The organism is Tabrizicola sp. T46 (genome assembly GCF_057219895.1).
The window spans coordinates 228,826-250,076 of record NZ_JBXVVV010000003.1; the positions used below are offsets into that span (position 1 = coordinate 228,826).

At 65.4% G+C, this 21,251-nt stretch carries 16 protein-coding genes and 1 tRNA gene; 7 read left to right on the forward strand and 10 right to left on the reverse strand.

The features are described 5' to 3' along the window. Positions 1 to 15: 15 nt before the first annotated feature. Entirely contained in the window at positions 16 to 1,218 is a 1,203-nt protein-coding gene (locus AC2D9V_RS14005) for a deoxyguanosinetriphosphate triphosphohydrolase (protein WP_484714705.1), read from the forward strand. A 3-nt stretch (positions 1,219 to 1,221) separates the two neighbouring features. Here AC2D9V_RS14005 and AC2D9V_RS14010 read toward each other — a convergent pair whose 3' ends face one another. After that, positions 1,222 to 1,692: a disulfide bond formation protein B gene (locus AC2D9V_RS14010; protein WP_484714706.1), complete on the reverse strand. Its 471-nt coding sequence runs from the start codon at positions 1,690 to 1,692 to the stop codon at positions 1,222 to 1,224. A gap of 260 nt (positions 1,693 to 1,952) precedes the next feature. Between AC2D9V_RS14010 and ypfJ the strand changes: the two genes are divergently transcribed. From ypfJ to AC2D9V_RS14030, 4 genes are all read left to right on the forward strand, one after another. Continuing rightward, positions 1,953 to 2,822, forward strand: a complete 870-nt coding sequence (gene ypfJ, locus AC2D9V_RS14015) for a KPN_02809 family neutral zinc metallopeptidase (RefSeq protein ID WP_484714707.1) — start codon at positions 1,953 to 1,955, stop codon at positions 2,820 to 2,822. 50 nt (positions 2,823 to 2,872) lie between these two features. Continuing rightward, positions 2,873 to 2,956 (forward strand) — tRNA-Leu (locus tag AC2D9V_RS14020). Between the two features lie 463 nt (positions 2,957 to 3,419). Then, positions 3,420 to 4,079 carry a Hint domain-containing protein gene (locus tag AC2D9V_RS14025; RefSeq protein WP_484715014.1) on the forward strand — a complete coding sequence of 220 codons (660 nt, stop codon included), beginning with the start codon at positions 3,420 to 3,422 and terminating at the stop codon, positions 4,077 to 4,079. Positions 4,080 to 4,231: 152 nt separating this feature from the next. Then, positions 4,232 to 7,648, forward strand: coding sequence for a Hint domain-containing protein (locus AC2D9V_RS14030; RefSeq protein ID WP_484714708.1), 3,417 nt, complete (start codon positions 4,232 to 4,234; stop codon positions 7,646 to 7,648). Between the two features lie 3 nt (positions 7,649 to 7,651). Here the strand turns inward: AC2D9V_RS14030 and AC2D9V_RS14035 are convergent, their stop codons facing one another. The 7 genes from AC2D9V_RS14035 to AC2D9V_RS14065 all read right to left on the reverse strand — a co-directional run bounded on the left by AC2D9V_RS14035 (position 7,652) and on the right by AC2D9V_RS14065 (position 16,006). After that, on the reverse strand, positions 7,652 to 8,257 hold the full coding sequence (locus AC2D9V_RS14035; RefSeq protein ID WP_484714709.1) for a nucleotidyltransferase family protein: 606 nt from the start codon (positions 8,255 to 8,257) through the stop codon (positions 7,652 to 7,654). Positions 8,258 to 8,369: 112 nt separating this feature from the next. Beyond that, entirely contained in the window at positions 8,370 to 10,793 is a 2,424-nt protein-coding gene (locus AC2D9V_RS14040) for a GcvT family protein (RefSeq protein ID WP_484714710.1), read from the reverse strand. Positions 10,794 to 10,896: 103 nt separating this feature from the next. Next, positions 10,897 to 12,198, reverse strand: a complete 1,302-nt coding sequence (locus AC2D9V_RS14045; RefSeq protein ID WP_484714711.1) for a branched-chain amino acid ABC transporter permease — start codon at positions 12,196 to 12,198, stop codon at positions 10,897 to 10,899. Continuing rightward, the gene (locus AC2D9V_RS14050; protein WP_484714712.1) at positions 12,195 to 13,205 is read right to left on the reverse strand and encodes a branched-chain amino acid ABC transporter permease; all 1,011 of its coding nucleotides are present in this window, start codon (positions 13,203 to 13,205) and stop codon (positions 12,195 to 12,197) included. The genes AC2D9V_RS14045 and AC2D9V_RS14050 overlap by 4 nt, the downstream gene beginning before the upstream one ends. A 1-nt stretch (position 13,206) precedes the next feature. Then, a complete protein-coding gene (locus AC2D9V_RS14055) occupies positions 13,207 to 13,917 on the reverse strand; it encodes an ABC transporter ATP-binding protein (RefSeq protein ID WP_484714713.1) in 711 nt (236 codons plus the stop codon). Further along, positions 13,910 to 14,701: an ABC transporter ATP-binding protein gene (locus tag AC2D9V_RS14060; RefSeq protein ID WP_484714714.1), complete on the reverse strand. Its 792-nt coding sequence runs from the start codon at positions 14,699 to 14,701 to the stop codon at positions 13,910 to 13,912. The genes AC2D9V_RS14055 and AC2D9V_RS14060 overlap by 8 nt, the downstream gene beginning before the upstream one ends. A gap of 99 nt (positions 14,702 to 14,800) precedes the next feature. Next, on the reverse strand, positions 14,801 to 16,006 hold the full coding sequence (locus tag AC2D9V_RS14065; RefSeq protein ID WP_484714715.1) for an ABC transporter substrate-binding protein: 1,206 nt from the start codon (positions 16,004 to 16,006) through the stop codon (positions 14,801 to 14,803). A 183-nt stretch (positions 16,007 to 16,189) separates the two neighbouring features. On the opposite strand from AC2D9V_RS14065, the gene AC2D9V_RS14070 reads away from it, so the two are divergent. After that, on the forward strand, positions 16,190 to 17,302 hold the full coding sequence (locus AC2D9V_RS14070; protein WP_484714716.1) for a PQQ-dependent sugar dehydrogenase: 1,113 nt from the start codon (positions 16,190 to 16,192) through the stop codon (positions 17,300 to 17,302). A gap of 204 nt (positions 17,303 to 17,506) precedes the next feature. Here the strand turns inward: AC2D9V_RS14070 and AC2D9V_RS14075 are convergent, their stop codons facing one another. Further along, positions 17,507 to 18,529: a GlxA family transcriptional regulator gene (locus AC2D9V_RS14075; protein WP_484714717.1), complete on the reverse strand. Its 1,023-nt coding sequence runs from the start codon at positions 18,527 to 18,529 to the stop codon at positions 17,507 to 17,509. A gap of 156 nt (positions 18,530 to 18,685) precedes the next feature. Between AC2D9V_RS14075 and AC2D9V_RS14080 the strand changes: the two genes are divergently transcribed. Continuing rightward, positions 18,686 to 20,056 (forward strand): class II 3-deoxy-7-phosphoheptulonate synthase, encoded by a 1,371-nt coding sequence (locus AC2D9V_RS14080; protein WP_484714718.1) that lies wholly within the window; start codon positions 18,686 to 18,688, stop codon positions 20,054 to 20,056. A gap of 55 nt (positions 20,057 to 20,111) precedes the next feature. Here the strand turns inward: AC2D9V_RS14080 and AC2D9V_RS14085 are convergent, their stop codons facing one another. After that, a complete protein-coding gene (locus AC2D9V_RS14085) occupies positions 20,112 to 21,191 on the reverse strand; it encodes a 2'-deoxycytidine 5'-triphosphate deaminase (protein ID WP_484714719.1) in 1,080 nt (359 codons plus the stop codon). Positions 21,192 to 21,251 lie beyond the last annotated feature (60 nt).

The following is a 21,251-nucleotide window of genomic DNA, read 5'->3' on the forward strand; positions in this document are numbered from 1 at the left end:
CTTCGGGATGAATATATGACGCAGGACCGATCCGAACAAGGCTTGCCCCCCGTGACGCTCCTTCCGTTCGCCTGCCAGCCCGACGCCAGCCGGGGCCGCCTCTGGCCCGAGCGGCTGTCGTCCTTCCGCTCGCCCTACCAGCGGGACCGGGACCGGATCATCCATTCCTCGGCCTTCCGGCGGCTGAAGCACAAGACGCAGGTCTTCGTGGAACACGAGGGCGACTACTACCGCACCCGCCTCACCCACACGATCGAGGTCGCGCAGGTCGCCCGCACCATCGCCGGGGTCCTTGGCCTCAACACCGACCTCGCGGAGGCGGTGGCGCTCGCCCATGACCTTGGCCACACGCCCTTCGGCCACACCGGCGAAGACGCGATGGAACGGCTCATGGCGCCCTATGGCGGGTTCGACCACAACGCCCAGGCGCTGCGGATCGTGACCCGGCTGGAACGGCACTACGCCGATTTCGACGGGTTGAACTTGTCCTGGGAAACCCTTGAAGGCATTGCCAAACACAACGGTCCCGTCACCGGCCCCAACGCGGACAAGAAGCACGACGGCCCGCTGCCCTATGCCCTGGCCGAGGTGAACGCCCAGTGGGATCTCGAGCTTGACACCCATGCCTCGGCCGAGGCGCAGGTTGCCGCCATAGCCGACGATGTCGCCTATTCCCACCACGACCTGCACGACGGCCTCCGCTCGGGCCTCTTCACGGAAGAGGACCTGATGCAGCTTCCCGTGACCGGCCCCGCCTTCGCCGAGGTGGACCGCCTTTATCCTGGTCTTGAAAGGATGCGCCGCCGGCACGAGGCGCTCCGCCGCGTCTTCGGCCGGATGGTCGAGGATGTGATCGCTGTCGCCCAGAACCGGCTGGCAAGCGCGCAGCCAAAGTCGGTGGACGATGTCCGCCACCTTGGCACCACCGTGATCCGCTTCTCGAAGCCGCTCTTTCAGGAGTTGAAGGCGGTGCGCAGCTTCCTCTTTCACCGGATGTACCGCGCCCCTTCGGTCATGGCGGTAAGGGCCGAGGTCACGGCCAAGCTTGACGACCTTTTCCCCTTGTTCATGCGCCAGCCCGACCTTCTGCCCGCCGAATGGCAAGGGGACGTGCAGGCCGCGCGGGATGAAGCCGCCCTTGCCCGCATCGTGGCCGACTATGTGGCCGGCATGACCGACCGTTTCGCGATCCAGGAACACCAGCGCCTCTGCGGCTAGGCGTCAGTCCCGCCGCGCGGCCATCACCCAGACCGCCGCCAGGGCAAGCGAGATGATCACGTTCCACCCGGCCATCGAGATGCCCAGCATCTGCCACGGGATTTCGTCGCAGCGCACCGGGGCCGCCACATCCGCCGCCGGGTTCAGAAGGTCGGCCGCCGAAATCCCGCTGATCGACCCCGCCGTGCAGGTGGCAAGCCCCTCCCACCACAACTGTTCGACCCCGACATGGAAAACGCCGATCCCCGCAGTCGCCAGCGCCGCCAGCGCGCCCAGCCACAGAAGGCCGCGCCAGCCTGTCGCCAGCGCCACTGCGCCGATCAGGATCGCCGCCGCATGCGGCCAGCGTTGCCAGAGGCAAAGCGCGCAAGGGGCCAGGCCACCGATGTACTGAAAGGCGAAGGCGCCCCCCAGAAGGGCCGCAGATCCAAGCGTAGCGATCAGCGTAAGCTGCGGGCGGGTGAGGGGGAACATTTCGGGGCCTTCCGCGTCAATCTTGCGCGGGGACCTTACGCTGACTGGAAGACGCCGGGTAGGGGGGCCGCCTTGCAATCACGTTCTCGTTCCCGCTTGTCCCGATTGACGCTTTGCCCCGCATCGCAATGCCGCTAGACTTTCGGAGAAACGGATGTGTGGTCAAAGGTTGACAATTGGTTAACAGAAACGCGCAAGTTTATGATTTTGCATGATTATGAGATTTTGACCACTGTGGTCACGGCGGGGGAGAACGGCGGATGGACTGGAAAGGTCGGCGCGGAAGCGGCAATATCGAGGACCGGCGCAGCCAAGGCGGCGGTGGCCGCTCGGCCGCGCGCGTGGGGGGCGTCGGCGGGGCCGGGGCCATCATCATCGTGCTCCTTGCCATGTTCCTCGGGGTCGATCCCTCGCAGCTTCTCGGCCCGAACGGTGGCCAGTCCACCGGCGGCAGCTCGGCCCCGGTCGAACTGACCGCCGCCGACAAGGCTGAAGGCGAATTCGTCTCGGTCGTCCTCGCCGATACCGAGGAAATCTGGACCAAGGTCTTCTCCGAACAGCTCGACCGACCCTACCGCCCGGCAACGCTGGTGCTCTTCAAGGAGGCGACCCGCTCGGCCTGCGGCGGCGCGTCCGAGGCGACGGGGCCCTTTTACTGCCCGGTCGACCGCAAGGTCTATCTCGACACCGCCTTCTTCACCACCATGCACGAAAAGCTCGGTGCTGGGGGTGACTTTGCCGCCGCCTACGTCGTGGCCCACGAGATCGGCCATCACATCCAGAACGAGCTCGGCATCCTCGGCGAGGCGAACCGGATCCGCCAGCAAGTCAGCCAGGCGGACTCGAACGCGATTTCCGTGATGATCGAACTTCAGGCCGACTGCCTGTCCGGCATCTGGGCGCGGGAGGCGGCGGCCACCCTCGGCGTCGTCGATTCCGGCGATTTCGAAGAGGCCGTGAACGCCGCCCGCCAGATCGGCGACGACACCCTGCAAAGGAACGCCGGCCAGCGCCCGATGCCGCATACCTTCACCCATGGCACCTCCGAACAGCGCTCGCGCTGGTTCATGACGGGGTTGCAGTCGGGGCAGATGGCCGATTGCGACACCTTCCAGGCGCAGGAGCTGTAGCCCGGCGCGGTTGACGCCCCCCGGCGCTTGGCCTAGACCTGCGCCCGGTGGCCCGAGTGGCGGAATGGTAGACGCAGGGGATTCAAAATCCTCCGCCGCAAGGTATGCGAGTTCGAGTCTCGCCTCGGGCACCACAAGCGGCCCTTCGGTGCCGTCGCGACACCCGATGTTGCGATTCGGGGCTGTGATCCCCCGATCCAACCAGTCGGCCCCTTTTGCCCGGATCGTTTCCCCTGCGGCGTCGTGATGCCGTCGAGGGGCGCTTGCCAGCCGGAATTCTGTGCGAAAGGTTAACTTCTACCTCCGGTTGCATACGCCAGGACGCCTCGAATTGGCCCATACCCGCAACGGCCCGGTCTGACCGGGATAAGGGCATACTTAACAGATACTTAACCTGACCACGCGGCACCTTGACCGACCCGCCACGGGAACGCGGCTTGCCGGTCGGTGCTGCGGGTGCCTCATCCGCTCGGCTTAAGGTGGATATCAGGCTGATCCGATCCATGCCGGAGTCGACTTTTTCCTTTTGCGACAGGCGGAATCGCCGGTATTCAATCGTCGTGCCGCGAAGGCGGCCCAGGTCCGGAGATATGAGTGATGGCGCCCTGCCGGTTTCAAGCGAGTAAGACTGCTGGCCGCGTTTCCGACGAGGCCTCGACACCCCTGCGCTCGTCCCCCTGCTTTACGCCGGGCGCGATGATAACCACCCAGCGCGGCGAATTGCCTATCGAGAGGCTCGAAGTGGGCGACCGCGTCGTCACCCGTGACAATGGCATCCAGCCGGTCCGGTGGGTGGGCAGAACGCAGATGTTCCTGCATGATTTCCAGGCGGAACCCCATCTTCTGCCCGTCCTCATCCGTCAGGGTTCGCTGGGCAAGGATTTGCCCGAACGTGACATGATGGTCTCGCCCAACCACCGCATCCTCGTCGCCAACGAACGCACCAGCCTGCGCTTTTCCGAACGCGAGGTGCTCGTCTCGGCCAAGCACTTGTCGGTGCCCGGCGTCCACACCGTGCAATCCAGCGGCACGACCTACATCCACTTCATGTGCGACCGGCACGAGGTCGTTCTGGTGAACGGCATCTGGACCGAAAGCTTCCAGCCCGAGGACCAGTCGCTGAAGTCCATCGGCAATGCCCAGCGGCTGGAAATCTACGAGATCTTTCCGGAACTGCAGACCGAAGCAGGCCGCGCGGGCTTCGCGGCGGCCCGCCCGACAATAGGCCGGACCAGAATTGCAGAAAGCGCATCCTGAGGTCAGGGGCGCAAACCAGAAAAAAAGAAACACGGACCATACCGAAGGACGCCGAAGGGACTACAGAATAGCCCCAAAGCTTCCACATCCTGACCGAAAACGGTCACGATAGTCGGACAAGGTTCGGACCAGGACGAGGGGGCAGAGAAGCGATGGCAACGATTGCAGGCGGAGACGGCAACGACTCGCTTGTCGGTGACAATGCGGCACTGTCCGGCACCTTCAACGACAGCATCAACGGCTTTGCCAACGACGACATCCTGCGCGGTCTGACCGGCAATGATGTGCTGCTGGGCAATGCCGGCAATGACTCGCTTTTCGGCGGCAATGACAGCGACACCCTGTTTGGTGGCTCGGGCAGTGATCTGCTGGTTGGCGGACCGGGCGGCGACAGTATCTTCGGCGGCAGTGGTACCGACAGTCTGGACTACAGCGACTCTGCCAACGCGATCATTGCAAACTTCACCGGCACAGACCGGGTGACTGCCGATGGGGCCGTCGACACGCTGGACACCGACATCGAAATCCTAATCGGATCCGCGTTCAATGACTCGCTTCTGGGAGACGCAGGCGTCGACCAGTTCTTCGGCGGCAACGGCGACGACACGATCCGCGGTCTGGGCGGTGACGATGTCCTCTCAGGCGACGCCGGCAACGACCTCATCTTCGGTGACGACGACGATGACTCGCTTTTGGGCGGAGCCGGAAATGACAGCCTCTATGGCGGGTCCGACGGCGGCGATGACACCATTCGTGGTGGCGCAGACGACGACTACATCGAAGGCGGCGGCGGGTCGGATTCTCTGTTCGGCGACGAAGGCAACGATACGATTGCAGGCGACGACGGGGCCGACTCCCTCACCGGCGGCAGTGGTGCCGACCTGCTTGGCGGCGGTGCCGGCAACGACCGCCTCTTCGGCGAAGAAGGCAATGACACGCTGCTTGGCGGTGCCGACCGGGACTGGCTTGACGGTGGCGCGAACGACGACAGCCTCGACGGGGGAATCGGCAACGATTCCCTTTTCGGCGGCGAGGGTAACGACTCGCTCTTCGGGGATGCCGACCGCGACTCGCTTGAGGGCGGGCTCGGCAACGATAGCCTCTTTGGCGGCACGGAAGATGACACCCTGCGGGGGGGTAACGACACCGACCTCCTCGATGGCGGCGCTGGGGCGGATTCCCTTTTCGGCGACGACGGGAACGACAGTCTCCTTGGTCAGGCTGGAGCGGACACGCTGTTTGGCGGCGCGGGCAACGACACGCTGCTTGGCGGCGCCGAGAACGACATCCTGTCCGGTGATGCCGGCGATGACTCTCTACTCGGTGACGCCGGTCAGGATTCCCTCGACGGCGGCTCCGGTAGTGACCGGCTGTTCGGTGGCACCGAAAACGATACGCTGCGGGGCGGAGATAACGGCGATATTCTTGATGGCGGTGCCGGTGCAGATTCGCTCTTCGGCGATGCGGGCAATGATCTCCTGCAAGGTCTTGATGGCAATGATTCACTCTTCGGAGGTACGGGTGACGACATCCTCAACGGGGGGAATGACGCCGACTACCTGCAAGGTGACGCCGGTCTTGACACGCTGATCGGGGGCGACGGTGCCGATGTGCTGTTTGGCGGGGCGGACAATGACAGCCTCACAGGCGGGGCCGGAAACGACACGATGGATGGCGGCACCGGCGATGACACGCTGGACGGCGGCGCTGACCGGGACTCGCTGACCGGCGGGGATGGCAATGACTCCCTCTCCGGCGGGGACGGGATCGACACGCTGACGGGCGGATCCGGCGACGACACCATGCTGGGCGGCCTTGGCGCCGACGTGATGAACGGCGGCACCGGCCAGGACCTTGCCGACTATTCGGATTCGGACGTTGCGGTCAACGCGTCGCTGCTGACCGGAACCGGTGTCGGTGGCACGGCTCAGGGCGATACCTACAGCGGCACCGACGGCTTCATCGGGTCGGCCTTCGATGACACACTGACCGGGTTCGACGGGTTCACACGTCCTGGGCCCGGTGTTACCGACGCCTACACCAACCTGATCCGTGGCGAAGCCGGCAACGACCTCATTTCCGGCTATGGCGGCCCGGACAGCCTGTTTGGTGGCACCGGCGACGACACGATCTATGGCGGGACAAGCATTCCCGGCGCCGAGAATTCCAGTGCCGCCGACTCCAACGACCTGATCGATGGCGGGTCGGGGAACGACCTGCTTTACGGCGACCTTGGCAATGACACCGTCCTGGGCGACACCGGGAACGACACGATCTTCGGTGGTGCCGGTGGCGACAGTCTCGCCGGCGGGGCGGACAGCGACTCGCTTCTGGGTGAGGCGGGCAACGACACCCTGCAGGGCGGTAGCGGTTCCGACCGGCTGTTCGGCGGGGCTGATGCCGACAGCCTTATTGGCGGCGATGACAACGACACGCTGGATGGCGGCGCTGGCAACGACTCACTGGCGGGCGAGACCGGCGACGACAGTCTGAACGGTGGCGCCAACGACGATATCGTCGATGGCGGATCGGGTAACGATACACTCGTTGGCGACAGCGGAAACGATCTTCTGCTGGGAAGTACGGGCGATGACAGCCTTGTCGCTGGAAATGGTGACGACCTTCTGTTGGGTGGGTCCGACGCGGACTCTCTCTTCGGGGGGGCCGGTCGGGATACGATGTCGGGTGGTACCGGCAACGACATCTTCTTCTATGCGGTCGGCGATGTGGACTCCATCACCGGAACCGAGACGCTCTTCGGCGGCGGTGGTCTGGGGCCTGCGCCCGATGACTTCGACAAGGTTGATGTCTCTGCCTTTGGCATCCAGTTCGGATGGAAATCTGTCGTCATCGTCCGCGACTCGCTCGAGCCGACCGACTCGGCCTTCGAAGATGGCACGATTTCGCTCTACACCGGCGATCCGGCCACTGGCGGGCAGCTTATCGGCACGATCCGCTTCGAGAACATCGAGGCCTTCGCCATATGCTTCACGCCCGGAACGATGATCCTGACCGACAGGGGCGAGGTCCCGGTCGAGACGCTTGGCGCGGGCGACATGGTGATGACGCGCGACAACGGGCTTCAGCCCCTGCGCTGGGTCGGGCACCGGCACCTCTCGCGGCTCCAGCTTCTCGCCGAGCCGGACCTGCAACCCGTTCGGATCGCCAAGGATGCGCTGCGCGGCGAAGGGCCGGTGCGCAGGATGATGGTGTCGCCGCAGCACCGGGTTCTGGTGACCGGCGCGCGGGCAGAGCTTCTCTTCGGAACCGACGAGGTTCTGGTTCCCGCCAAGCATCTGGTCGGACAGGCGGACGCCACGCGGGTCCTGCCCGAGGATGGTGTAACCTATATCCACCTTCTCTTCGACCGGCACGAGATCGTGCAGTCAGACGGGATCTGGACCGAAAGCTTCCAGCCTGCCGAGCGGTCCCTGAACGCGCTGGAGGCCGAGGTGCGGGACGAGATCCTGAAGATCTTCCCCGAGCTTGCAACAGATACCGACGGGTTTGTCGGGGCAAGGCTCTCGCTGAAGGCGCACGAGGCGCGGGTTCTCTTCGCGGCGAAATAGGGCTCAGCGGTCTCCGGCACGCCAGGCGGCCCAGTCCTCGGGCGTGTCAAGGTCCAGCGTTGCCATCTGGCCGGGAAGGGGGATCACCCTGACCCGGCCCCTGTTTGCCTGAAGGACCGCCCGCCCCCCTTCATCCCCCGTGATGCAGGCGAGGTCGGGCCAGAGGTCACGCGGAAAGATCACCGGGTGACCGGGCTGGCCGTCCGATGTCCCCCCGCGCAGGATGCTGTGCGGATCAGAAACGAAGTCACTGATCAGCCGGGACAGCTCGGCGGTGGTGAAGCCCGGCATATCGGCGGGCAGGACCATCAGCCCGTCCTCGGGTCCGGCCTCACCCAGCGCCGCGATCCCGCGCACCAGCGCGCGTGACATGCCCATCGCCGCATCGGGAACCGGCAGCCTGCGCATGGCCAGCCCGGCCAGGGAGGCCTCCCGGGCAGGCTGACCCGGGCCAAGGGCGACAGTCACCGGACTGCCGGTCGCCAGCGCCACGGCCGCGATATGGCGCAGCATCGGCTGGCCCGCGACCGGCTCCAGCAGCTTGTCGGCCCCCCGCATCCGCGACGAGGCCCCGGCGGCGAGGATCAGGATATGGACTGTCGCCATCATGGCGGCAGGCTTGACCCGCCCGGGTGTCCTGTCAAGCCGCTCATCGCTCCCGTGCGGTCGCTCTTCGCTGACCCCAGCGATGACCGACCTAAGGGAAGGGAAGAGCCCGGCCTCAGCCCCGCATGCGCGCGCCGTCGCCATCCCAGAGCGGGGCCAGATGCACCGTCGCGGCCCGGCGCTCGCCCAGGATCTCGATCTCGCAGGCGAGGCCATCCTTGACCCTTTCGGCAGGCAGGAAGCCCATCGCCACCGACTTGCCGGTCCAATGGCTGAACCCTCCGCTGGTGCAGAAGCCCACGACCGCACCATCCAGCCAGATCGGCTCCCAGGCCACGACATCGGCGTCCTTCGCGTCGACGATGAAGCTGACAAGCTTGCGCTTCGGCCCCGCCGCCTTTTCCGCCGTGGCGGCCGCCTTGCCGATCCAGTCCGCCTCCTTGTTCCAGCGGATGAAGCGGTCGAGGCCGGTTTCGGCCGGGGTGTAGTCCGGCGAAAACTCGCGACCCCATGACCCGAACCATTTGTCCAGCCGCAGGGACATCATCGCCCGCATCCCGAAGGGCCGCAGCCCCAGGTCATTGCCCGCAGCCGTCAGCACATCCCACAGATGCCGCACCGACATGTGGTCGGTGAAGATCTCGTAGCCAAGGTCGGCGGTGTAGCTCACCCGCTGCACGATGCAGTTCGCCATGCCCACGGTCATCCGGCGCACATCCATGAACCTGAACGCCTCCGGCCCCACATCGCTGCGGGTGACACGGCCAAGCAATTCCCGCGCCTTCGGCCCGGCGATCTGGAAGCCCGACCGCGCGTCCGAGATGTTCTCGACGCGGCACCCCTCCATGGCATTCTGCTCGAACCAGCGCTCGTGCCAGCCTTGGGCACCGTAGCTCGCGGTCAGCTGGAATTCGTGTTCCGACAGGCAGGACACGGTGAAATCCCCGATGATCTTGCCCGAATGCGCCAGCATCGGCGTCAGCGACAGGCGCCCCGGTTTCGGGATCGCCCCGGCCATGATCCGGTCCAGCCATGCGCGCGCGTTCGGCCCCGTCACGCGGTACTTGCCGAAGTTCTGCACCTCGTTGATGCCGACGCCCTCGCGCACCGCCAGCACTTCCTGCCGCGTCGCCTCCCAGGCGTTCGACCGCTTGAAGCTTGGCGTCTCATAGCGCGGCTCGCCCGGCAGGGCATGGTAGTTCACCACTTCCAGCCCGTACTGCTGGCCCCAGACGGCATTCATGCCGTCGAAAACCTCGTACATCGGCGTCGTGCGGAAGGGGCGGGCGGCGGGGCGTTCCTCGTTCGGGTAACTGACCGAGAAGCGCATCTGGTAGTTCTCGATCACCTTCGGCACGGTGTAGCCGGGGCTCGTCCAGGTGCCGAAGCGCGAAACATCGAAGCCGCGCGGGTCCCGCTCCACTTCGCCGTGGATCATCCACTGTGCCAGCGCCAGACCCATGCCTCCGCCTTGGCTGAAGCCCGCCATCACCGCGCAGGCCGACCAGTAGTTGCGCAGGCCCTGCACCGGGCCGATCAGCGGGTTGCCGTCGGGCGCAAAGGTGAAGGGCCCGTGGATCACCCGCTTGACGCCCGACCGTTCCAGCACCGGGAAGCGGCGATAGGCGAAGGCGACGGAATCCTCGATCTTGTCGAACTGTTCGTTCAGAAGCTCATGCCCGAAATTCCACGGCGTGCCGTCCACGGCCCAGGGCTCGCAGGGCTTTTCGTAGAAGCCGATGCAGAGGCCCCGGCCTTCCTGCCGCAGGTAGGATTCACCTCCCGGGTCCATGACATGCGGGAACTCGCGGCCCGACTTCAGGATGTCCATGATTTCCGGAATGTCGTCGGTGACAAGGTACTGGTGCGCCATCGGCAGAAGCGGCAGGTAGACCCCCGCCATCGCCCCGATCTCCCGCGCCCAAAGGCCGCCGGCGTTCACCAGATGCTCGCAGGTGACGGTGCCCTTTTCGGTCACGACCTCCCAGCCGTCCTTCGTCGGGTTCGTCTCCAGCACGCGGTTGTGCAGCACAATCTCCGCGCCCCCCATCCGCGCCGCCTTGGCATAGGCATGCGTCGTCCCCGAGGGGTCAAGGTGGCCGTCCAGCGGGTCATACAAGGCGCCGATGATCCCTTCCAGGTTCACCATCCCGTCGGTCAGCTTGCGGATCTCTTCCGGCCCCAGGATCTCGGTATCCAGCCCCATGTAGCGGTGCTTGGCGCGTTCGGCCTTCAGCATCTCGAACCGGGCCTGATTGTCGGCCAGCGTGATCCCGCCTACATGGTGCAGCCCGCAGGACATGCCGGTGATCGCCTCCAGCTCCTTGTAAAGCCGGATCGTATAGCCCTGGAGGGCCGCCATGTTGGTGTCGCCGTTCAGCGTATGAAACCCGCCCGCCGCGTGCCAGGTGGAACCGGAGGTCAGTTCCGACCGCTCGATCAGCATGACGTCCGACCAGCCCAGCTTGGTCAGGTGGTAAAGCACCGAACAGCCGACAACGCCGCCGCCGATCACGACCACGCGGGAATGGGTTTTCATGGACGACTCCTTCATTGCCCCGGCGGAGATTGGCCGGGGCAGGGGAAGGGGTCATGCGGTTTTGCGACAAATGATGTCGCGCCGCGACTACGGGATCAGCGCGTCACTTCTCGGGGATCAGCCCGCGCGGGCTGAAGCGCAGCACCAGCAGCAGGATCACCCCCATGGTCAGAAGCCGCATATGTTCGGCACTGCCCAGAAGATGCGCCTTCAGCCAGCCGTCCGGCATCGGCATGGTCAGAAGCCCCATGATGTTCGGCCCGATGTTCTCGACCACCAGCCAAAGCCAGCCGATCAGAAGCCCGCCAAGGACGGTGCCCCAGTTGTTGCCCGACCCACCGACGATCACCATGACCCAGACAAGGAAAGTGAAGCGCAGGGGGTTGTAGGTCCCCGGCGTCAGTTGCCCGTCCATCGAGGTCATCATCGCCCCGGCAAAGCCGATAACTGCGGACCCCAGGACAAAGACCTGCAGATGCCGCCCGGTCACGTCCTTGCCCATCGCGGCGGCAGAAACCTCGTTGTCGCGGATCGCCCGCATCATCCGGCCCCAGGGGCTGTTGAGCGCCCGCTCGAAGGCCCAGATGATCGCCGCCAGCACCAACCCGAACATCGCGGCATACATGAGTTTGACGCCGATGGTCGAGGCGGTGACGGGATCAAGACCCCAGCGCTCGACAAACTCCAGGAACCCGGCCTGCTGCTGAAGGTCCACTTCATAGGGCACCGGCCAGGGGCGCGGCAGGTCGATGATGTTCTTCACCCCTCGCGCCAGCCAGTCCTCGTTCTTGGTGATCGAGACGATGATCTCGGCGATCCCCAGGGTGGCGATGGCAAGGTAGTCCGACCGCAGGCCAAGGGCGGTCTTGCCTATCCCCCAGGCGGCCAGTGCGGCCAGAAGGCCCCCGACTGGCCAGGCCACCAGCGCCGGCAGGCCAAGCCCGCCAAGGTTGCCGGCAAACTGCGGATTGACTGCCTCAGCCGCCATCACGTTCGGATCGAAGACCGCACGGAAAAGGAAAAAGCCGCCAACCAGGATCGCGCCGACCACGAGGGTCCGGCTGCGCCCCGCGCCCATCTTGCGCCAGGCGAAGATCGCCGCCATCACCGACAGCGCGCCAAGGACCAGGGCCAGAAGGATGCCGGGACCGCCTGCCTGCCAGTTCTCCGTGTTGGGCCGGGCCGAGATCAGGACGACGGCCAGTCCGCCCAGCGCGGTGAACCCCATCGTGCCGACCGAGAAGAGGCCCGCATAGCCCCATTGCATGTTGACGCCCAGCGCTGCGATGGTCGCCAGGAGGGCCGCGTTCAGGATCGACAGCGACAGGTTCCAGCTTTGCAGGAAGCCGGTGCCGAGATAAAGGCAGGCGACCAGGCCGAAGAGGATCAGGCTGCGCTGGTTCATAGCGATTTCCCCTTGAAGAGGCCGGTCGGCATGAACAGAAGCACGATGATCAGGATCGTGAAGCTGACCGCGAACTTGTAGTCGGTGGACAGAAGCTGGAGGAGGGCCTCTGCCTGCATCTGTTCTGGCGCGAGGTAGTTGTAGATCTTCTTCCAGGCATTGGTCACCAGTACCTCGGAGAATGCGATGACGAACCCGCCCGCGATGGCCCCCAGCGGGTTGCCAAGACCACCCACGATGGCCGCGGCGAAGATCGGCAGCAGGAGCTGGAAATAGGTGAAGGGTTTGAAGGACTTGTCGAGGCCGTAAAGCGCGCCCGCAATGGTGGCAAGGCCCGCCACGATGATCCAGGTCACCGCCACCACCCGGTCAGGGTTGATGCCGGATAGAAGCGCGAGGTCCTCGTTGTCCGAGAATGCCCGCATCGACTTGCCGGTCCGGGTCTTCTGCAGGAACCAGAAAAGCAGGCCAACCACGACGACGGCTGTAACGACGGTGATCGCCTGCGTGGTCTTGATCGCCAAGGGTTCGGCAAGCCCGGTCGCCGCCCTGAAGTCCTGCGGGTTCAGAAGGAAGCGCTCGCCGTCCGAGAAGTTCTGCTCGTCCACCCCGATGATGAAGCGGATCACCCCGTTCATCACGAACATGACGCCAAGCGAGACGATCACGACGATGGTGGGCGACGCCTTCTGCCGACGGTAGAAGCGATAGACCGCCCGGTCGGTCGCCAGCACGAAAAGCGCGGTGGCGGCAATGGCGAAGGGCAGGGCCAGAAGGGCGGTCGGCAAGGGGCCGAAGCTGATCCCGACCGACTGGAACCACCAGGTCACCAGGATCGTGACCATCGCGCCGAAGGCCATGGTGTCGCCATGGGCAAAGTTGGAAAAGCGCAGGATGCCGTAGATCAGCGTCACCCCCAGCGCCCCCAGCGCCAACTGCGCGCCATAGGCAAGGCCCGGGATGAAGACAAAGTTCAGGAAGGCCACCAGGGCGTTCAAGGCGTCCATCTCAGCCCCCCAGGAAAGAACGGCGGACCTCGGGGTCGGCCATCAGGGCAGCGCCCGTGTCGGTGAAACGGTTCCGGCCCTGCACCAGGACAAAGCCCTTGTCGGCGATCTCCAGCGCCTGCCGCGCGTTCTGCTCGACCATCAGGATGGAAATCCCGGTGCGCGCCACCTCGATGATCCGGTCGAAAAGCTCGTCCATCACGATCGGGCTGACCCCCGCCGTCGGCTCGTCCAGCATCAGGACCTGCGGCTGGGTCATCAGCGCCCGGCCCACCGCCACCTGCTGGCGCTGGCCGCCCGACAGCTCGCCCGCCGCCTGGTAGCGCTTGGTTTTCAGGATCGGGAACAGCTCATAGACCTGCTCCATCGTCGTCCTGATGTCATCGCGGCGCAGGAAGGCCCCCATCTCCAGGTTCTCCTCGACCGTCATCGAGGTGAAGATGTTCGAGGTCTGCGGCACGAAGGCCATCCCTTTGGCCACCCGCGCCTGCGGGGTCAGCCCGGTGATATCCTCGCCGTTCAGCCTGACCTGCCCGCCGCGCAGCTTCAGCATCCCGAAGACGGCCTTCATCGCGGTCGACTTGCCCGCCCCGTTCGGGCCGACGATCACCGCGATCTGGCCCTTCTCGACCGAGATCGTGCAGGCGTGCAGGATGTCGACCTGGCCATAGCCGCCGGTCATCGCATCGCCGATCAGGAATGGCTCAGACATGGAACCCCTCGGCCTTGGCCTTGTTCTTCAGGCCGCGGCCCAGATAGGCCTCGATCACCCGCTCGTCATTCTTCACTTCGTCGACGGTCCCTTCCGCCAGCACCTTGCCCTCGGCCATGCAGATCACCGGATCGCAAAGCCGGGCGATGAAATCCATGTCGTGCTCGATCACGCAGAAGGTATAGCCGCGCTCCTTGTTCAGCCGCACGATCGCATCGCCGATCGTGTTCAGAAGCGTCCGGTTCACCCCTGCGCCCACCTCGTCCAGAAAGACGATCTTGGCATCGACCATCATCGTCCGGCCCAGCTCCAGAAGCTTCTTCTGCCCGCCCGAGATCATGCTGGCCTTCTGGTCTGCCAGATGGCTGATCGTCAGGAACTCCAGCACCTCGTCGGCCTTCTCGCGGATGCGGCGTTCTTCCTCGGCCACGCGGCCGCGGGCGAACCAGGTGTTCCAGATGCGCTCGCCCGCCTGGTTCGGCGGCACCATCATCAGGTTCTCGCGCACCGTCATCGACCCGAACTCATGCGCGATCTGGAAGGTGCGCAGCAGGCCCTTGTGAAAGAGGACATGCGGCGGCAGCCCCGTGATATCCTCGCCATCCATCAGCACCCGACCACTGGTCGGCGGCAGTCGCCCCGCGATGACGTTGAAAAGCGTGGTCTTGCCCGCCCCGTTCGGCCCGATCAGCCCGGTGATCGACCCGGTCCTGATCTGAAGTGACGCGCCATCAACGGCCCGGAAGCCGCCGAAATGCCGGTGCAGGTCCTCGACAACGATCATGTGCTTCCCCTGGTGATCCCGCCTCTGAACCGGACGGGTATCTGCAGAACGGCCCGGGACATGCCCGGGCCGCCTGTCTCTGTCAATCGTTTCCGAAGATCAACGGAACTGGACGGTTTCGTACTTGCCGCCCTTCACTTCGAACTGGCGGTAACGCCCGGCGCTTTCGCCCGGCCCGATCAGGTTCACACCCGACGCGCCGTCATAGTCGATGGCGGTGCCGGCCGCGATCAGCTCCAGAGCCTTGCCGATTTCGCCCGGCAGGATCTTCACGCCCGACCCATCGGCCGGACCATTGGCGATCTCAAGGATCTTGTCCTTGTAGACCTGCGGGTCGGTCGACCCGGCCGCCTGCATCGCCAGGATGATCAGGGCGGCGGCGTCATAGGACTCCATCGTGTAGGGCGAGGTCGCGTCGAACGGAACCGGCGCGGTCTTGCCCATCTCGGTCAGGACGGCGGCACCGGCCGAGTCCGACTGCGCGACCTGGCCGTAGGACCCGTCAAGCGCCGGGCCGATGGCCGCAGGCAGGCTGTCGCCGACCATGCCGCCCGGCAGGCCGAACTGGCTGAACGCCCCGGTGTCAAGCGCGGCCTGGATGATGCCCTTGCCGCCCTGGTCCAGATAGCCCGCCACGACCAGAAGGTCGCCGCCCGCCGAAGCCAACGCCGCGACTTCCGCCGAATAGTCGGCCTTGCCGTCTTCATGCGCGGCGTTGATCGTGATCGTGCCGCCCTTGGCCTGGAACGCGGTCGCGATCGCTTCGGCCAGACCCTTGCCGTAGTCGTTGTTAGTGTAGGTCAGGGCAATCGACTTCACGCCCTTTTCGGTCAGGATGTCCGCCATGACTTCGCCTTCGCGCGCATCCGACGGCGCGGTCCGGAAGAAGAGGCCGTCATCCTCGGCCGTGGTCAGCGCCGGGCTGGTGGCCGAAGGCGAGATCATCACCATCCCGTTCGGGCGTGCGACGTTCTGCAGGACAGCCCCGGTGATGCCCGAGCAGTCGCCGCCGATGATGCCCTTCACGCCTTCCGCGGTGATCAGGCGCTCGGCCGCAGCCGTGCCGGCAGCGGTGTCGACCGCGCAGGTCGAGTCCGCCCGGACGCCCACGACGGTCGAGCCGTTCAGGAACTTGCCCGAATCCGAGGCCTCCTTCATCGCAAGGTCGGCTGCGGCGGCCATGTGACCGGTCAGCGATTCGATGGGTCCGGTAAAGCCGATGAAGATGCCCAGCTTGACCTCTTCCGCCGAGGCGGCGCCCGCAAGGGCCATTGAGGCCACAGTGGCCAGAAGCAGTTTTTTCATTCTTGTCTCCCTGAATGGATCGCAATCCCGCAGGCGAACGTAGTGGCGGAAAACCGAAAAGAAAAGCGGTTTGAGGCAGAGTTCCGCCACCTTCGCCTCTCAAACGAAAGCGTGACCTTGCGACATTGGACCACCGTTATCCCGACACCTATGTCACGCACACAACCGCAGATGGAGGACCTCATGCGCATCGCCCCCACCGTATGTCTTGCCGCCCTTGTCGGCGCCGGTCCGGCACTGGCAGCAGAAGCAGTGGTCGAGACCTCGGCGGGCTCCCTGTCGATCGAAACCGTGGCAACCGGCCTCGACGAACCGTGGGGGATCGGCTTTCTCCCCGACGGCGCCTTCCTCGTCACCGAACGGGCCGGTTTCCTGAAGCTCTTTGCCGCTCCGGGTGCCGATGCGGTCACGGTGGCTGGCGGGCCAGAGGTCGAGGTGGACGGGCAGGGCGGGCTTCTCGACATCCTGATCCCGCGTGACTTTGCCACTTCGCGAGAGGTCTGGCTGACCTATGCCGAGGCGCGGGCGGATGGTGCCGTGACGGCGGTGGGCAAGGGCGTCCTTTCGGCCGATGGCACCGCGCTTGAAGGGTTCCGCACCGTCTTCGCCATTCCCGAAGGTGCCTCCGGCGGGCGCCACTTCGGCTCGCGCCTTGTCGAGGCGACCGACGGCACGCTTTTCCTGACGGTAGGCGACCGCGGCACCGGCCCCGGCGGGATGGAGGCGCAGGATCCCATGCGCGGCGAGGGCAAGGTCATTCACCTCACCCGCGACGGACAGCCGGCCACCACGCTGGAAGGCGCGCTTCCCGGCGTCTACAGCTGGGGCCACCGCAACGCCCAGGGGGCAACGCTGGACCTCGACGGTCGGCTCTGGATCGTCGAACACGGCGCGCGTGGTGGGGACGAGCTGAACGCGCCGCAGCCGGGCCTGAACTACGGCTGGCCAGTCATCACCTATGGCGAGAACTACAATGGCCGCGCCATCGGCGAAGGCACCGCGCGCGAGGGGATGGAACAGCCGGTCCATTACTGGGACCCGTCGATCGCCCCCTCCGGCCTCCTGGTTTATTCGGGCAGCCTGATCCCCGACTGGCGCGGCGACATCCTTTTCGGCTCGCTGAACAGCGATTACCTCGGGCGGCTCGACCCCGACAGTCCGGCGGAGACCGGCTTTGCCGAAGAGCGGATCACCAGCGACGAAACCCTCCGCGTTCGCGACGTGGTCGAAGCGCCGGACGGGTCGATCTGGTTCTTGTCGGTCCTGAACGGGGCGGCCTACCGGATGGCGCCCTGAGTCGCAGGTCAAGGTTAACGGGCCCCGGGGGCTTCCTCAGGCAAGACGGAAGGAAGACGCAGGGAAGACGGAAGGAAGACGCAACCAAGACGACCATCGGGACTGATTAATTCAGCGTTCACAGAGCCTTGATGGACACTCTTCATGTCCGCCTTTCTGTCCCGTAGACGCCGCGATGAGATTTCGTTAACCAGCCCCCGCCCGTCAGATCGACAGGCGCACCGGCACCGCCCCGGGCATCCCTTGCGTCCCGCGCTCGCGGTAGGGGGTGGTGTTGTAATGGCTGCGGTAGCATTTCGAGAAATGCGAGGGGCTCGCGAAGCCGCAGGCCAGCGCCACGTTTATCACGCTCATGTCGGTCTGCATCAACAGGTTGCGTGCTTTCTGCAGCCGCAACTCCATGTAGTAGCGCTTGGGGCTCCGGTTCAGATACCGCCGGAACAACCGCTCCAGCTGCCGCGTCGACATGCCGACTTCCTCGGCCAGATCGGCCGGCGACATCGGGTCCTCGACATTGCTTTCCATCATTTGGATGACCTGGGAAAGCTTCGGATGCCGGACACCGATGCGCGTCGGGATCGACAGCCGCTGGGTGTCCTGGTCGGTCCGGATCGCAGAATAGATCAGCTGGTCGGCCACGGTGTTCGCCAGATCCTCACCATGATCCGCCGCGATCACCTTGAGCATGAGGTCGATGGACGACGTCCCCCCCGCCGTCGACCAGCGGTTGCCGTCCATCACGAAGACCGACTTCGTAAGCTTAACGCTTTCAAATTCCTCAAGGAATCCGTCCTGGTTCTCCCAGTGGATCGTGGCCTTCTTGCCATCCAGAAGCCCCGCCTTGGCCACCGCATAGGCCCCTGTGCACAGCCCGCCGATCGTCGCCCCCCGCCGCGCCTCGCGCCGCAGCCAGTTCAGGATGCCCTTCGTCGCCGCCCGCTGGACGTCGATCCCGCCGCAGACCAGAAGCACATCGTCGCGGTCAATCTCGTCCAGACCCATGTCCAGCTTGAATGCCGCCCCGTTGGAACAGGTGGCATAGTCCCCGCCTTCGCCGGCGAGGACCCAGGAGTACAGCTGTTCTCCCGCGACGCGGTTGGCAATCCTCAAGGGTTCGATCGCGCCGGCAAAGGACAGCATGGTAAAGCGGTCCAGAAGCAGGAAGACAAAGCGTTTCGGGCCGGCGACCTTGGCGACAGAGGTGGCTTTGCGCGGGGGATTCGACATCTTGCGACCTGACCATGTCGTTTGCATGCCACCGAACCGCAAATCCGACGCCGCTGCAAGGGCCGAAACTGGCCGTTTCCGCCCAAAACCCCTTTGCCAAGGCGGAAACGGGGGGCTATACCGCAGCCCGACCTTCTGACGGACCGGAGAAGCAGGATGACAAAGGGATGGACCAAATCGGCGTGGCGCGCGAAACCACGGATCCAGATGCCGGATTATCCCGATCAGGGAGCCCTCTCCGCCGTGGAGGCGCAGTTGTCGAAGTATCCTCCGCTGGTCTTCGCGGGCGAAGCGCGGCGGCTGAAGAAGGAACTGGCCCTTGCCGCCGAAGGCAAGGCATTCCTTCTGCAAGGCGGTGACTGCGCCGAAAGCTTCGCCGAATTCTCGGCCGACAATATCCGCGACACGTTCCGGGTGATGTTGCAGATGGCGGTGGTGCTGACCTATGCCGCGAAGGTTCCCGTCATCAAGGTCGGTCGCATGGCCGGCCAGTTCGCCAAACCGCGTTCGGCCCCGACCGAAGTCATCGGCGGCGTCGAATACCCATCCTACCGCGGCGACATCATCAACGGCTTCGATGCGACGCCCGAGGCGCGCATCCCCGATCCCGCCCGGATGCTGCAGGCCTATACCCAGGCCGCTGCCAGCCTGAACCTCCTCCGCGCCTTCTCGACCGGCGGTTTTGCCGACATCCACCGCGTCCATTCCTGGACCCTGGGGTTCGCCGAGCATGACAAGGCCGAACGCTACCGCGAGATGGCCAACCGCATCTCGGACGCGCTTGATTTCATGAACGCGGCCGGGGTGAATTCGGACACCGCCAACGAACTCGCCCGCGTCGATTTCTACACCAGCCACGAGGCGCTGCTTCTGGAATATGAAGAGGCGCTCTGCCGTGTTGACTCGATCACCGGCCAGAACGTCGCCGGCTCGGGCCACATGATCTGGATCGGTGACCGCACCCGTCAGCCCGACGGCGCGCATGTCGAATTCGCGCGTGGCGTCCTGAACCCCATCGGCCTGAAATGCGGCCCCACCACCACCGCCGAGGACCTCAAGGTCCTGATGGCCAAGCTCAATCCGGAAAACGAGCCTGGCCGCCTCACCCTGATCGCCCGCTTCGGGGCAGGCAAGGTTGCAGAACACCTCCCGCGCCTGATCCGGACTGTGCAGGCCGAAGGCGCCAATGTCGTCTGGTCCTGCGACCCGATGCATGGCAACACGATCAAGTCCTCCTCCGGTTACAAGACCCGGCCGTTCAATTCGGTCCTGACCGAGGTGCGGGAATTCTTCGCGATCCACAAGGCCGAGGGGACCGTCCCCGGGGGCGTGCATTTCGAGATGACCGGCCAGGACGTGACCGAATGCACCGGCGGCCTGCGCGCCGTGTCGGACGAAAACCTCGCCGACCGCTACCACACCGCCTGCGACCCGCGCCTGAACGCCTCACAGTCGCTGGAACTGGCCTTCCTGGTGGCCGAGGAACTGTCTTCGCAGCGAGAGGCTGCGCGTCGCGTAGCGCTCTGAGGGTCGGGAATGATCCGTCTGTGACCCGGCCGGGACACCCGGCCCGGCCACGGTCTCAGCCCATCCGGAATTGCTTGGCAAGCTTCAGGCCCTGGCCCTGGTAATTCGAGGAAATACCAGCGCCATAAAGGGTTTCCGGGCGGTTCTTCATGTTTTCGTAGACCAGCCGCCCGACGATCTGGCCATGTTCCAGCACGAAGGGCGCCTCGTGGCAGCGCACTTCCAGTACGCCGCGCGATCCTGCCCCGCCTGCCGCGGCATGGCCGAAGCCGGGGTCGAAGAATCCGGCGTAATGCACCCGGAACTCACCCACCATCGCAAGGTAGGGGGCCATCTCGGCAGCGTAATCCGGGGGGATGGTCACGGCCTCGCGGCTGACGAGGATATAGAAGGCGCCGGGGTCAAGGATGATGCGGCCCTCGGTGGTCCGCAACTCCTCCCAGAAGTCACCGACCGGGTAGTGGCCGATCCGGTCAAGGTCGATCACCCCGGCATGGGGCTTGGCGCGGTAGCCGACAAGGTCTCCGCTGGCGGGGCGGAGGTCGACGGAGAAGCCGAGGCCATCCGAAATCAGCGCCTCGCCCGAGACGAGCGGCTCTTTCGCATGAAGGGCCGCAAGGGCCGCGTCGGAAAGGACCGATTGCCCGTCCCGGAAGCGGATCTGGTTCAGTCGCTGGCCTTCGCGGACAAGGACGGAAAAGCTGCGCGGGCAGACCTCGGCATAAAGCGGGCCGGTGTAGCCGGCGGGGATCCGGTCGAACTCTGCGCCGCCATCGGTGATCGTGCGGGTCAGAAGGTCGAGCCGCCCGGAGGAGCTTTTCGCATTCGCAACGGCGGTAATCCCGGGGGGCAGGGCGAGCCGTTCGGCAAGCGGGATGACGTAGACGCAGTTCTTTTCCAGCACGGCCCCTTCGGCGAGGTTCACCTTGTGCATGGTGAATTCGTCCAGCCGGTCCTGCACCCGCCGGCCGTTCCCGGCAAGGAACGAGGCGCGGACACGGTAGGCGACCGGCCCGAGGCGCAGATCGAGGCTCGCGGGCTGCAACTGGTCATCGCGGATCGCCGGGTCACCGGTCAGCGCGCCCGAAGCGATCAGCTGCCGCAGGTCCTGGGCGGGAAGCACGCCGCTTGTCATGTGGTGCCCCTTTCGGACCCGAAGATGAAACCGCCCGCGCTGCCGGTCGGGCAGGCGGGC

Excerpts from the sequence above, each read along its gene's own strand:
- AC2D9V_RS14005 (WP_484714705.1), top strand. The coding sequence starts at position 16 with ATGACGCAGGACCGATCCGAACAAGGCTTGCCCCCCGTGACGCTCCTT.
- AC2D9V_RS14010 (WP_484714706.1), bottom strand. The coding sequence starts at position 1,692 with ATGTTCCCCCTCACCCGCCCGCAGCTTACGCTGATCGCTACGCTTGGA.
- ypfJ (WP_484714707.1), top strand. The coding sequence starts at position 1,953 with ATGGACTGGAAAGGTCGGCGCGGAAGCGGCAATATCGAGGACCGGCGC.
- AC2D9V_RS14025 (WP_484715014.1), top strand. The coding sequence starts at position 3,420 with ATGGCGCCCTGCCGGTTTCAAGCGAGTAAGACTGCTGGCCGCGTTTCC.
- AC2D9V_RS14030 (WP_484714708.1), top strand. The coding sequence starts at position 4,232 with ATGGCAACGATTGCAGGCGGAGACGGCAACGACTCGCTTGTCGGTGAC.
- AC2D9V_RS14035 (WP_484714709.1), bottom strand. The coding sequence starts at position 8,257 with ATGATGGCGACAGTCCATATCCTGATCCTCGCCGCCGGGGCCTCGTCG.
- AC2D9V_RS14040 (WP_484714710.1), bottom strand. The coding sequence starts at position 10,793 with ATGAAAACCCATTCCCGCGTGGTCGTGATCGGCGGCGGCGTTGTCGGC.
- AC2D9V_RS14045 (WP_484714711.1), bottom strand. The coding sequence starts at position 12,198 with ATGAACCAGCGCAGCCTGATCCTCTTCGGCCTGGTCGCCTGCCTTTAT.
- AC2D9V_RS14050 (WP_484714712.1), bottom strand. The coding sequence starts at position 13,205 with ATGGACGCCTTGAACGCCCTGGTGGCCTTCCTGAACTTTGTCTTCATC.
- AC2D9V_RS14055 (WP_484714713.1), bottom strand. The coding sequence starts at position 13,917 with ATGTCTGAGCCATTCCTGATCGGCGATGCGATGACCGGCGGCTATGGC.
- AC2D9V_RS14060 (WP_484714714.1), bottom strand. The coding sequence starts at position 14,701 with ATGATCGTTGTCGAGGACCTGCACCGGCATTTCGGCGGCTTCCGGGCC.
- AC2D9V_RS14065 (WP_484714715.1), bottom strand. The coding sequence starts at position 16,006 with ATGAAAAAACTGCTTCTGGCCACTGTGGCCTCAATGGCCCTTGCGGGC.
- AC2D9V_RS14070 (WP_484714716.1), top strand. The coding sequence starts at position 16,190 with ATGCGCATCGCCCCCACCGTATGTCTTGCCGCCCTTGTCGGCGCCGGT.
- AC2D9V_RS14075 (WP_484714717.1), bottom strand. The coding sequence starts at position 18,529 with ATGTCGAATCCCCCGCGCAAAGCCACCTCTGTCGCCAAGGTCGCCGGC.
- AC2D9V_RS14080 (WP_484714718.1), top strand. The coding sequence starts at position 18,686 with ATGACAAAGGGATGGACCAAATCGGCGTGGCGCGCGAAACCACGGATC.
- AC2D9V_RS14085 (WP_484714719.1), bottom strand. The coding sequence starts at position 21,191 with ATGACAAGCGGCGTGCTTCCCGCCCAGGACCTGCGGCAGCTGATCGCT.